Source organism: Ruegeria sp. O11 (assembly GCF_056535285.1).
Map to the genome: position 1 here is coordinate 1 of NZ_JBQERS010000012.1, position 12,834 is coordinate 12,834.

Consider the following 12,834-nt stretch of genomic DNA (forward strand, 5'->3'; position numbering starts at 1 on the left):
AACCAATATTTGACATAAGAAGTCTATGGCGACTGTCATTGTAGTAGTGCGTGCTTCTTCTAAGCGCCTCTCCTGCTAGGAACCAAAGCGCCCCGGACAAGCATTTCGCCAGCACTGCTCTGCGGAACTATGTACCACCAGTCTCTACTATGAGTATGGTTGACCGCAACCAGCCCAAAGCAGACCTTCAATTCCAAGCAAGGTGACTTCCGAGATGCGGACTTTGCAGCCATCCGCATTCTTAATTCAAAGGACCGCAGTCAGCCCAAAGCGGACCTTCATCACTAAGCTTTGCAATCTCTGAGATGCGGGACGAAGCTGACTTTTCAGGTCCGGCTATGCGTTCCTTTCCTAGCAATAAATTTCGTAGTCTCTATCATGCTGGTTTTGCCCCACTGTCGAAGGAAACAACATGTTGCGTTCAATGCTTATCCCCGCAGTTCTCTTTGCGCCTCATTGTCTGACTGCTGCAGAGAAAGTGTCGGCAACGAACTTCTATGTCGTCAACCAAGAGCAAATTTCCGCGGGCGAGGACGTGTTCTGGAAAGAGGACAACTATGGGACTTATACCGTTGACGAGGGACCAATCGATCCTGGTTTTGTCCGGTGCGTGGGCTCGGGTTTCGGCGGACCCAGCGGTGTCAGCGGCGGTGGCGTCTGTGTTTATGGTGAAGAAGAGGACACGTTCACCATGAGATGGGAGGTTGTTGCCTTCGGCGTCAACAACTGGCGGATTGTTTCCTCCACCGGCAAATATTCGGGGATGACTGGAAGTGGAACGACCAAAACACGTGTGGCGTCAAAATTCCTGGCGCTACCGCACCGTATTTCTGACTGGGAAGGCGAGGTTGCCTTGCCCGCTAGGGATTGAAACTCGAACTGAAATGGTCGGGGATGATGCTGATTTGAAAGGTTGGCAAAGCCCGCATTGGGCTTGTTGTCGCCTTTCGTTACTTTTCACATTAATGACCGGTGGCAGCCCTAAGCGGACCTTCAAAATCCGACTTTGCAATTCTAGTGTTGCGGACAAGTTAGGCCGCGGACTGCCAAGCTCTGTTTCAGTTCATTTTGCCTGACAACGTTTGTGTCGGCAGTTGTCCAAAGAGTGCTCTGTAGTCTCGCGCGAACTGACCCATGTGCCAAAATCCGTAAGCGTTTGCGATGTCCGATATACTCTCCTCTGGCGAGCAGGATACCAGTTCATGGCGCACAGCACCGAGACGGGCTCTTAGATAAAACTGCTTGGGGCTCACCCCATATGTTTCCTGAAACGCGCGACGAAGAGTGCATGTGGATACCTGAATATCTGCACATACCTCACCGATTGACACGTTATCCATCAAATGGGCCCGCATGAACTCAACGGCTTGTTGTGCTAAACGGGTTCTATTTTTACTGTTTCGCCGATCACTCCATTTTTCGCCTACCACCAGCATTTCCAGAAGCTCTAAGATCATATCACTCTCTTCACTATCAGAGCTTGGTCCGGCCGCTGATCCAATTAGAAAGCGCGCTTTGTTTTTGACTAAGTAATGCAGCTTGCCAGCGTCGCTAACGAAGGATCTTAAAGCGTCATTTCGCACGGTGCTGATATCAAGACCGCAATCGTCGGCGATCCGTTGAGCCCTTCGGATGTCGATGCCAAAGGTCAGGCCTGTGAGCGTTGAATTGCTCACGCCTTCAAAAGGGTCTCCGCTACCAAAATTCATCAGAGCGGTGTCTGAGGGTGAGCCGTTAAGCCAAGTTCGTACACTCCCTTTGTCTGGTAAGCCAAACGCTAGAATGTCAGGGCGAGAAACTCCGGTTTGGTACACAGCCTTATCAAACGACAAATCAATCATTTGAAGGTCAAGACCTGCCCAAACGGATACCGAAGAGTTCATAGTTCCCTCTTCAATTTGACGTAGCTCGACATCCCATTGGGACAGCTCGCGGAATTGCGAAGGGTCCTGCAAAAAAAGTGTGTTTGGGGCGCAGGTTTTTTTGGGGGCTGATCGTTTTTTGATGTCGTCCATTCCGCCCCGCAGGTAGTTTTCATGAAATGTTATTCGAATATGTAGGCGTGGACAATTGCAAGACAAAGCAGACAAATCGAGAGGGAAGAGGTTCGGACGCCCATCGTTGCCTGAAGATACTGTGCGCACCGAACGCGTCGTAACGCTGCTAACCAAAAGCGAAAAAGAGTTGTTGCGCTCACAGGCTGAAGACAGCGAACTCTCCCTTTCAACCTTTTGCCATCATCTGATCCTTGAAGGTCTGAAAACAAGTATATCATGAAACAGGGGTATCTCATGAAATCAAAACTGTTCCTCTCCGCGCTGGTCTTTGCCGGCTCCGCTATCACGGCGGCAGCTCAGGACAGCAATATCGTGCATGATGCGGAATACTATGTGCTGAAGCAGCAAAACGAAGCCGTTTGGGTCGAGAACGACGCACAGGTTGACCAACTGCTGGCCGATTTTCGTGAGAAAAACGGAGGGAACCCTCCAAACATCTTCTACATCCTTATTGACGACATGGGTTTTGGCGACATGGGTATGCCCGAGATGAACGCGATACGCGGGTATTCGACGCCCAATATCAACGCGCTCGCAGAGGAAAGCATGCGGTTTGCGCGCATGTATACCGAGCCGTCCTGCACACCGTCGCGGGTCGCCTTCATGACGGGTCGCCAGCCGTATCGCAATGGGATGGGCGATACCGCCGTCGATATTTCAGGTTTTGGCCTTGCCGATGAAGAAGTCACAATTGCCGAAGTTCTGAAATCCGTAGGCTACAACACCTCGCATGTTGGCAAATGGCACATGGGCGACATTCAGGAATCCTGGCCTACTTATCAGGGCTTTGACTACGCCGCGTTCCCCATCCATCAGCAGGGCCAGTTGGCCATCTTCAACGAAGATGCAGCCAAGGAAGAAATCACCATGGCCATAGGGGAAGACAACTACAACTCCAAATACACGCTGGATGATTGGTTTCGCCCTGATCCGGGACACATGATTACCGGCCTTGAAGCTGTTATTGGCGGGGAGGTCCGCGAAGTCCATATGGAACCGGGTGAGAAATGGACCCAGGACAAATATAATGAAATGAACATCCGCTATCAGGCACAGGCGATGGAGCAGTTGCGCCTGCTAGCAGAACGGGATGAACCGTTCTTCCTGCAATACTGGCCGCTTGTCCCTCTGTCGACAACGCGCACGACGAGAGAAGCGTTCACGACACCCAACGGCGGTACATTCGTTGAAAGCATGGAAGAGTTGGATGAATGGATAGGGGTCGTTCTGAACGAAGTCGATGCGCTGGGGCTCAGGGATAATACCCTGATCGTTTTGATGGGCGACAACGGTCACTTCACCAAATATGCCCCCGGCAGTGGGTTTTCGCCGCTGGTCTTCCGCGGCGGCAAGGCCGATACGTCTGAAGGAGGCGTTCGGGTGGACGCGTTTGCCCGCCTGCCCGGCTTGATCGAGGGAGACTCAATTGTATCTGACATTATTCATATCTCTGATTTGTTCACGTCAATTGCGCGTATCGGCGGAGCGATGGATGCCATCCCCCGCGACCGGATCATTGACGGTGTCGATCAGACGTCCCTGATGTTTATTGGCGATACGCATGGGCGCAGGGATCATGTACTGATCTACTCGATCAATTCGCTGAAAGAGGTGGTAAAGGAACACATCAAACTCAAAGTTCCGGCCAAAGGTGAAAATGCTATCGTGGCCAAGTTCTACAACCTGTTCCGCGACCCCCGCGAAGAACAGAGCGTATCGACCGAGATCGGAGCATGGGCTGGACATGAGTTTAACCGCATTATTGCCCGCCACCTGAAATTCAAGGAAATGTACCCCGATCAACCAGCCGCGACTGGACGTCCCTATGAAGGTATCGTGAACCTTCGTCCTGAAACCGTCGCAGCGGTGGATGCCTTTGTCGCCAAGCGGGACATTCAGCCCGACTAAAAGGTGAAGCTGATAAGAGTCATGCAAGCCCCGCATCAGATGATAATATGCTTGATGTGGGGCTTGGCATCCACAACAAAAATTCTGGAAACAATATGAAAATCCAAGCGCTTGTCCTTGCATTGGCGACTGGCATTGTTGCGGCCTCAGCAATCGCCGATGAAAACGCTTCAAACCCTTTGGCCGCAGTCAATAACACGGACATCCGGTATCAGTATTTTGATTTGGGCAACGGTGCTGACAAGCAGGACGCCTTTATAGATGGCGCATACATGCTGCGGCCTGATCTGAAACTGAAATATGAGTTGCACTACAACTCAACGGATGTGACTGGAACTCGGTTCAATGACTTTGAGAAATTGAGCCTCAAAGCGATCTATTTCCCTTCTCAGAGACCGCTCAACGAAACGTGGGCCATCAAGTCGGCCATTGGTCTGGAGTGGATACTGGACTTTGGCGACCCGGAAAAAGGGATCGGAACCGGGTCCGATCAAATTGCGCCTTTTGGCGGGTTCGCCTTTGCAAACACAAAATCAGGGCTGACGCTGATCCCACTGCTCCAGCATTTTGCTTCATACAATGGCCCGACGGACATAAACCAAACCGCGATGCGGTTGATTGCGCTACAACCGTTTGGCGATGGGTACTGGGCCAAGGCTGATATCAAAGCACCATATGACTGGGAGAACGATGCTTGGCCAGCTACCGCTGAGTTCCAGATTGGCAAGAACCTCAGTCCTGGCATCGCAATTTATGCTGATTTCCTCATCGGCATAGGTTCCGACCGCCCCTACGATAAAGGTGCCGGCTTAGGTTTGCGTTTCAACTACTAGTTCACCCACACCCAACCTCGGCGAAGATCATCTATGTCACAGTCCAGAAATCTGTTCAGCCATTTGTTTTCTGCGTTTATCGGCGCATTGGTACGGAATGGAAGAGGGAGCATGACCTTTTCAATAATACAACCAATTCAAAAAACTGCTCACAGCATCCATTCTACCGGTAGCCACCTGACGACTGTAGTAAGACCTCTCTGTAGGCCATTGGTTTCCGGATCCGTAGTATGCACAGTGACTGTGCCATCTTGTTCTTCTTGAACCCAAATCATTTCGTTGCCGTTATTGAGCTTAACGCGATAAGAAAATTCCGGTTTGTTCAATTGCTCTGTCAGTGATGCAGCAATCGTTGGACTTTCGATCATGATGCCCATTTCAGTGTTGAGATGCGCAGACCTTGGATCGAGATTAAAAGAGCCAATAAAGATCCGCTCGCCATCCGCCCCAAAGGTTTTTGCATGCAGCCCTGATGCCGACCCAGCTAGGATCTCTGGCAGGCTTCTGTCGCGATGTTCCCGCCGCAAGGCTCGTAGCTCCAGCAGTTCTACTCCACTATTCAACAAATCATATCTGTAACGCATATACGCAGCGTGAACTGGCATGACGTCTGTCGCGTCCAAAGAATTGGTCAAGATACGGACCCTAACACCTGACTTGGCCAACTCCTCCAAGACCTTAGAGCCTCTTTCGCCAGGAATAAAATATGCCGAAACAAGGTCCAGTGAAGTCCGTGAGCTCTTAGCGAATTCGATCAGTTGTTCGACCAATAGGTCTTCACTTTTGACTTCGCCCAAGCCCTTCGCCGGATCGTCGACAAAAAGTGTAACCTCGCTCCAATCAAACTTCAGAGTATGTGCTGCGATGTTGTCGGCCAGTTCACTTTCCTGAATTGCTTTTTGGTAACCTGCGCCAACGGCGGTTCGCCGTGCCGCATCCGCCTTAGCTTGCAGACTGCCTACGGCTGGAGGATCTAAGAATAGTCCAGCATCGTAAGAAGATGCACTGTTCCAATAAGCGTCGAATGATTTCGAAACATCGTCCACAATCGGCCCGATGGCAATCGCATCTAAATCAAGGTAGTGCGTTCCACCCCCATAGTCGAAATAGATGTCGCCGATGTTGCGCCCCCCAACAATCGTTGCGACCCCATCGACAGTCATCGACTTATTGTGCATCCGCCGGTTTAGTCGGCTGAAGTCAAATGCGTAAGAGAGCAACTTGGGTTTTCTCAGCGTAAACGGATTGAAAATACGCACATTCGCGTTGGGGAGCGTGTCTAGCTCTGAAAGTAGATCGTCCAACCCTGAGATACCGTTGTCATCGACCAGTAGTCTGACGCGAACACCGCGTTCTGCTGCCGCCCTAAGCTCGTCAAGGAGCATGAGACCTGTTACGTCATCTTGCCATATATAGTATTGCGCATCGATTGAGGAGGTAGCTTCTCTCGCAAGGATAGCCCTGGCTGCAAATGCGGCGCGTCCATCGCCCAAAGGCCGAACTCCGTCGAGACCGGGGTTGCGATTAAGAGCATATTGAATGGTTTCGCCCAATGCTCCAGCCCAATCGGCGTCCAGTTTCAGCGTTTGCCGCGAAAAATTCTGCTCAGGCAGCGGAAAAGCCAACCTTAAGCAAACTACGGTGAGTGCAATCACTGTTGTCGCAATCAAGCATACTCTGATCAGCCGCATTTAGTTTCCTATGTTTGCAAGGCCGGGTTGCCCCTTTTGTCGAATTTGGGCTCAGATGTAGTTGAGTTTCTTGTTGATCCAAAACAGGATTTCCGCCAGCACTGAGATTGCGCCAGCCCCTTCGGTTATTACCAAAGCGGTTCCTGACACACCAAGCTTTGCACGATCAGACGGAAGGCCTTCTGGGATATCGATAGTTACAATGTAGCTCGACGCGCCTGTAAGTTCGCGCATGCTAGGCAGCCCGCCCCTCGTATCCAACGTGCCCTCTCGTGTTCCCGGAGGGATTGACCGTATTGTGGTCTCAAATTCCTGACCTGGCATAGTGCCCAAAGCAATCCGGATCGTATCGCCAACGGCCACGTTGGGATAGCTGCTTTGCGGCAACGCCGCAATGAGCAGCCGATCTGAAGGGAGTAGAAAATTCACGGCGCCTTGTAACGTCGTAACACGATTGCCTGGGCGGAGTGAGAGCGCCGTTACAACACCGTCATCCGGCGCTCGAACGACCGTCTGCTGCAACGCCCACTCAGCTTGGGCCAGCGCCTCCTGAACTTCAACGACACCGACGTCGACTCCGTCCACCTGAGCCGCGATGCGTCGTTCGAGGCTCTGCCTACGCGCTTGTGCTGCTCGCAGCCCGGCTTCAAGTTGCTCAATCGTTGAAACGGCTTCCTGCAATTGGAACTCAGCTGCAGCACCGCGTCCGGTAAGCTGGACGATGTCATCGCGACGCTGCACACCGAAAGAAAGTTGGGCTTCAAGAGAATCAATTTCTGCAAGCGCCGCCGCATAGTCTGTCTGTAACTGGTCTGCTGCGGACTGTGCTGATGCGAGCGAGGCTTGAAGTCGGGCAACTTCAGCCGCGTAGGTGGTGTCATCTATTCGAAACAACACATCACCCTTCGCCACCGGTTGGTTTGCCGTGACCGCTACTTCAGTGACTGGGCCGGATACGTTCGGTGCAATGTTGATGACAGCACCTTGCACGGACACAGTCCCGGATGGTGTCGTGTGGTTTAAGGCTCCAACAACAACCAACGCGATGACCAAAGCTCCACCGTACACGACTGTCTTGAAGAACCCGTTCCAAGGCAGGATTTTGAGCTTCGCAAAAACCAGCCAAACAATACCAAAATAAAGACCGAGAATAATGAGCATCGTGAATTGCCCTCACCGTGTTTCTTTTGTTCAGTTGCCGTCAAAACTCGTGCGTATAGCTGATACCAACCAGATCACGTGTTCCGAAAGTGTTGTCGATATGGCTGCCAAATACGCTGATGCTGTCGTTCGGCGACGCATTGAAGGTAACGCCCGCACCAACGGTGTACCCAGAGTAATCGTTGGAACCGGCAGATAGGACACCACCGGTCTTCACAACCCATCGTTCTGACAATGGCTTGAGGCCAAGTATACCGATATACCCGCCCTTGCTGGCAATTTCAGCGGGAAAGGCATCAGCAAACTCAATATCGCTATTGCCGATCCGACCGTCGGTATAGTTTGCTCCCAGTGCCGGGAACAAAAGCCATCCTTTAGGCTGAAAGCCCAACGCGGCAAGCGGCACAAAGGTCCCTATGGCGTATTGCGTTTGTTTGACGCCACCTTCCAGCTCTTGCTCGGACGCTGAGAAATTAACTATTCCAAAATCGAAGAGATAAGAGCCACCAACGCGCCACTGATCGTCTTCTGAGACCGAGACGTTGATCTTCGTTACGGGCCCGAAAGCAACCGAGCCGAATACGGTGCCAAAGTCACTATAACGAACGCCGATTTTCGTTACGATCTTTGTCGGATCATCCGATAGTTTTTCGTCTTCTCCGGTCTGAGCCCAAGAAGTGGAAGCAGCAATAGCGAGCATGGTTGCAAGATATTTTCGCGATGTCGTTCGCCCAATCGTCATGCATTGGTGCCTCTGTCATCACTACCAGATTGGCTATGCCGTTTTCTTGCCACTGCGCAGGCAATAGTGAATACAAGGTTGATTGGAACCATCAGCATCATGAAGGCCAGAACGCTCGTTGAATAGGCCGGATCAAAGCAGCACGCATCCACAAGTAGATAGACAAGACCGACATTGCGAAGGTTTGTGCAGGTCGCAAGGACCTGCCGATACTCCTTATTCTCGCCGCCTAAAAACCAGCCGAGCGCCATTAGGGACAGAATGAAAACCAATATCGCGATCAGGCTCGAAGGCCCCAATCCAACAGCGGCTTCCTGCCGGATGCTGATGCTTGCTACGACAGATGCAATGAAGGAGACTGTCGATATAAGCATCGCCGGTTTGTAGATATGCTCGGCGACATCCGGGTAAAATCGTCGGATCAAAAACCCAAGAAGCAAGGGAATTCCGATCACACCCACGATGCGGATCATTAGTTGGTCCCAAGCGACACGTTCCAGCGCGGCGGTTGGCAAAACGACCTGAGCGGCCGACGGCGCAAGAACCAAGCCGATGATTGAAAGTAAAACCAGCAGGGCCCCGGCCGCGCTGACTTGTCCCGGCGCTTTGGTCGAAAATTGGACCGCGTTGATGCCGCCGGGGGCGACTGCCAACAAAAACAAAACGGCGCTAACTGATCGTGGTAGTGGGAAGACCCCGATAATCAGGATTGCAATGACGGGCGGTATGAAGACATTTGCAGCAAGAAGGCGCGTTAGTCTTTCACGTTCCAGAACCGTTGCACCCATTTCGCGCAGCGTTGCACTCATCCCGATGCAAAGCATGGCTAGAGTAATGAAGATATGGATGAATAGGGTGACGGATTGCTCAAACGGCAGCGGCGACTCCATCACAGCGGTTCCACATTCCAAAGGATGCTGATCGTAGCGTAAATAGCGACCGCCAAGATCAACCCGGCTGAGACCAGCGCAGGTGAAATCGGAAATGGCTTTCCGGAGATATCAGAGATCCGCTTAAGAAAAGTAATTTGCTGTATGATGGCGACAGATAGCATTATTACCGCCAGTATCAGCATGAATAATCCGACAAAACGTGCATGTTCTATCGGAACCTCTTCCAACCCAGGTACATCAGTCAAAATTCTGAATAGTGCGGGTATAGAGAAGCCAAAACCAACGAGCGACGTAGCCGTTCTCATATATCCCATGGTCGTCCTGTCCGAAGCGAGCCGGGACCGCTCGAACGCCAGATCTGTTCGTTCGCCGGCCAACTGATTGTTAGAACGCTGCGGCATGTCCTCGTCGTCAAAGTCCATTGGAGGCCTCAGTTAGAAAATCAGGTTTCACTTGGTTTATCCTCGACTCTCTCCTCGCGAATTTCCCGAACGAGGAAATAGTCGAGAAAGGTTCGGACGAAGGCGATGGCTGTCAGTTTCGCCAATTCTTCGATTGTTGGGTCTGTTGCAGTCGCTATAATATCCGCGCCTAGTTGCAGTTCGAGCGCCACAATCAGGTATTTTCCAAGGATGCGCCGTGCGACAGGCTCGGCATCCGACTTCCGATGCATAATGAACGCTCGTGCAAAGGCGATGCCTCCAGCAGCAACAACGATGACGCTCGCCGCTTCGAATAGAACCTGGATGTAGCTCGCCGCTTGAACGATCAGGATTTCCAACTCATGCATGGTAACTATCCTGTTGCGACAGTTACAACTTCGCTATTTTCGTTCCCGACAGACGAACCAGAGCAAGCATCGAACAACTCACACAAGTGCGCTTGATCAAGAGTTGTTTTGTGTGCGATGGCAACGATCCGGTTTGCCGGATCCTCGCCCCTCCAAGGGCGGTCTTTCGTCAACTCGACCCGCCGCCCGACAACTTGCAGCAAATAACGGCTGTTCGGGTCGTCATCCAGGTAAACAAATCCCTTGCAGCGATAGATATTTGAAGGCAGTTCTCTCTTGATCATTCGTTCCAATGCTTTGCGCTGCAATGGCGCGTCGCGCGTATAACTCCAGGTGCTGAAGAAAGAACCGTGATTGTGCTTATGATGATGTTCGTGGTCGTGGCTATGCGCTTGATCAGCCATTGCGCGAGAAACATCGAAACGACCGACAGACAGCAGGATTTCGAGTGGAACGTTACATTTGACGGCAGGAACGATGCGAACCCTTGAGAAGAAGCCGTCTATCCACCTCTTTACCTTTGCAGTTTCCTCGACTCCTGCCAAATCAACTTTGTTAAGGATTACAAGATCCGCAAATCCGATCTGCTGCAGCTTGAGCTTGGCAAGGTCCGGGTCGTCATAAGTAAAGACTTGATCGGCGTCGACGACACACGTCACACTGTCAAGCCGTATCAGATCGCGATATGCTGAATCCACGAAGGTCATATAGATGCTTGCCGGATCTGCAACTCCGCTGGCTTCAAGCAGTATGTACTCAATGGGATCATCACGCTCGATCAACGCTGCGACCGACTCAACGAGATCATCTCGGATTTGACAACAGACGCAGCCGTTCGCGAGGCTAATCATCCCATCTTCGACGTCGACAACCAGTTCTGCATCGACATTGATCGAGCCGAAATCATTCACAAGAATGCCAATTTTCAACCCATGTTCACCCTTTAAAATCCGGTTCAGCAGAGTAGTTTTTCCCGCACCCAGAAACCCTGTTAGGATCGTCAGCGGGACAGGTTCTTTTGGGGCGTTGTTCATGGCTACATCCTTTTGCAAGAACTGTGATCGCGCCGCGTGGCTAAGAAACGCGGCGCTTATTTTTAGTCAATAATCAGATCAATCCGTATGATCGCGCGCAGCAATCAGGGCGTGGAGGTCGAAGCGGAAAGTTTCTTCGTCGTAGTGCTGCGTCAGTGGACGGAGTACGTCCTCAGGCATGTAGAGGGCCGGATCTAGTTCCCGTTCCCGCAGGAAGGCATCCTGTTGTTCCTCACGCGGCAAACGCGGTTTCGGAATCTGAATGTAATCCGGCATCTCGCCATCCGGGAACGGTATCGTTCTGGGATCTGGTGGCTGCATCGCCGGCATTTCCGGACGCAGGGCCATACGTTCCCAGATACGATCCTTTGTGACGTTGATTACCTTGGTGTCTGGTCCACCAAAGAGGAATAGACCATCCCAGTGCGCGCGAATTTCCGCGATGGCTTCGCCCGCCGATTCCTCGGTGTAGTGGCAGATCACACCGGCCCGAGGTTGAATTTCGTTCATCAGATATCCCGCCGCATAGTAAGGCGTGTGGTAGGTATCCAGAGTGAATTCCAGAACTTCTTTGGGCGTGCCGTATTTGTAGTTGAGTAGTTGCGGTAGATCGGCTTGTCCTTCGGTCACGAAAATATCGCAGCCTTTCGCAAACTCGATTGTGCTTTCATCAGGGCGCCCGTCGCCTGTCCAGACAAAGGACAATCCGGCTTCTTCCCAATCCACGCGATATGCTGACGCACCGCTTTTCACGTGGCTTCGCGCCCAGTGCGTGACTTTCAAACCGGGTTCTTCCAGAACCACGCCGCCTTCGTCTTTGTAGTCGAACTCAACAACTTCGGTGTCGTAGCCGGCGCCAATCGGGCAGTGGTCAAAGTTCTCAAGATGCCATGTCATCATCTCATGCATCTTGTCGACCATATATTGGGTGCCCGTCTCTGGCCGGTCACCTGATGGGCCGAAAATGCGCAAACCATTGCGCCAGCCTCCCGACCATGCGCGGAACGGCATGAAGTAGGGCAAGTCTGCATAGTGGTCGACGTGCAAGTGGCTGATGAAGATGTCGCGCACCATCGGCGGCAAAATGCCAAGCTGAATAATATTCCTTACGCAGCCATTGCCGAAATCAAAGAACAGGCGGCGCGGGAATGGAGTACCGTTCCCCAGCTCCAAGACAATGCATGTGCCGGACTGTACCATCGTCGGAGGCCAAGGCGTGCTACCCGGAAAACAAATCCGCATCTCGCCTTTTGGCAAAAGCTCGTTGGGTGGGAAAAAGTTGTTGCTTGTACAGCCGGGTGTCGGCCGGAAATACTCCGGCAGCGTAATGCCACCGCCGGGGCGTTGCCCGTAAGGGTTGCGTGATTGGCTCATTTTTGGATCCTCCGAGAGTTTTTTTGGTGCACAGTTTTTTGTTTTTTCTTGGTTCCTGAAGACAAGGACCTGCGTTTCCTAACCATCGCCGATATCAACTAGCATCGCTGAGCCTCTGCGTAAGTCGTCGAATTTCGGACAGCAGCTCGTCTCGAACAGTCTCCCATTCTTTTCGTACAGGAGACTTTTCTGGTGAGAGGGCTACATGCTTAAGAACTTCATCAAGGTCTTCCACCGCTTCACGTATATTTTCGTTCCTTAGCGCTCGGGACAGAGCCGCCTCGGAATACTCAGGTATGAGGGCGTGGAGTTCCCTGCAGTTCATGGTTGAGTGTGGCCTTTTTGTATTCA

12 protein-coding genes are annotated in these 12,834 nt (G+C 52.0%); 3 read left to right on the forward strand and 9 right to left on the reverse strand.

What is annotated here, in order from left to right; genetic code table 11:
• Positions 1-412 precede the first annotated feature (412 nt).
• Complete coding sequence (locus ACRZ91_RS17425) at positions 413-871, forward strand: hypothetical protein (protein WP_170337121.1); 459 nt, start codon at positions 413-415, stop codon at positions 869-871.
• Positions 872-1,058: 187 nt separating this feature from the next.
• Here ACRZ91_RS17425 and ACRZ91_RS17430 read toward each other — a convergent pair whose 3' ends face one another.
• On the reverse strand, positions 1,059-2,015 hold the full coding sequence (locus ACRZ91_RS17430) for a helix-turn-helix domain-containing protein (protein WP_170334736.1): 957 nt from the start codon (positions 2,013-2,015) through the stop codon (positions 1,059-1,061).
• A 276-nt stretch (positions 2,016-2,291) separates the two neighbouring features.
• On the opposite strand from ACRZ91_RS17430, the gene ACRZ91_RS17435 reads away from it, so the two are divergent.
• Both ACRZ91_RS17435 and ACRZ91_RS17440 read left to right on the forward strand, forming a co-directional pair.
• Positions 2,292-3,965: a sulfatase-like hydrolase/transferase gene (locus ACRZ91_RS17435; RefSeq protein ID WP_170334738.1), complete on the forward strand. Its 1,674-nt coding sequence runs from the start codon at positions 2,292-2,294 to the stop codon at positions 3,963-3,965.
• A gap of 95 nt (positions 3,966-4,060) precedes the next feature.
• On the forward strand, positions 4,061-4,798 hold the full coding sequence (locus tag ACRZ91_RS17440; protein WP_480907386.1) for a hypothetical protein: 738 nt from the start codon (positions 4,061-4,063) through the stop codon (positions 4,796-4,798).
• Positions 4,799-4,947: 149 nt separating this feature from the next.
• On the opposite strand, the gene ACRZ91_RS17445 is transcribed toward ACRZ91_RS17440, so the two are convergent.
• From ACRZ91_RS17445 to gntH, 8 genes are all read right to left on the reverse strand, one after another.
• Entirely contained in the window at positions 4,948-6,489 is a 1,542-nt protein-coding gene (locus ACRZ91_RS17445) for a phospholipase D family protein (protein WP_480593096.1), read from the reverse strand.
• A gap of 51 nt (positions 6,490-6,540) precedes the next feature.
• Positions 6,541-7,650 (reverse strand): HlyD family secretion protein, encoded by a 1,110-nt coding sequence (locus tag ACRZ91_RS17450; protein WP_480593094.1) that lies wholly within the window; start codon positions 7,648-7,650, stop codon positions 6,541-6,543.
• Between the two features lie 40 nt (positions 7,651-7,690).
• The gene (locus tag ACRZ91_RS17455; protein ID WP_170576206.1) at positions 7,691-8,392 is read right to left on the reverse strand and encodes a hypothetical protein; all 702 of its coding nucleotides are present in this window, start codon (positions 8,390-8,392) and stop codon (positions 7,691-7,693) included.
• Positions 8,389-9,282 carry a bile acid:sodium symporter family protein gene (locus ACRZ91_RS17460; protein WP_480602567.1) on the reverse strand — a complete coding sequence of 298 codons (894 nt, stop codon included), beginning with the start codon at positions 9,280-9,282 and terminating at the stop codon, positions 8,389-8,391. The genes ACRZ91_RS17455 and ACRZ91_RS17460 overlap by 4 nt, the downstream gene beginning before the upstream one ends.
• On the reverse strand, positions 9,282-9,707 hold the full coding sequence (locus ACRZ91_RS17465) for a YidH family protein (protein WP_152456708.1): 426 nt from the start codon (positions 9,705-9,707) through the stop codon (positions 9,282-9,284). The genes ACRZ91_RS17460 and ACRZ91_RS17465 overlap by 1 nt, the downstream gene beginning before the upstream one ends.
• Positions 9,708-9,727: 20 nt before the next feature.
• Positions 9,728-10,075 (reverse strand): DUF1622 domain-containing protein, encoded by a 348-nt coding sequence (locus ACRZ91_RS17470; RefSeq protein WP_152456707.1) that lies wholly within the window; start codon positions 10,073-10,075, stop codon positions 9,728-9,730.
• A gap of 5 nt (positions 10,076-10,080) precedes the next feature.
• Complete coding sequence (locus ACRZ91_RS17475) at positions 10,081-11,109, reverse strand: CobW family GTP-binding protein (protein ID WP_480907389.1); 1,029 nt, start codon at positions 11,107-11,109, stop codon at positions 10,081-10,083.
• Between the two features lie 78 nt (positions 11,110-11,187).
• Entirely contained in the window at positions 11,188-12,483 is a 1,296-nt protein-coding gene (gene gntH / locus ACRZ91_RS17480; protein WP_152456705.1) for a guanitoxin biosynthesis MBL fold metallo-hydrolase GntH, read from the reverse strand.
• Positions 12,484-12,834: the final 351 nt, after the last annotated feature.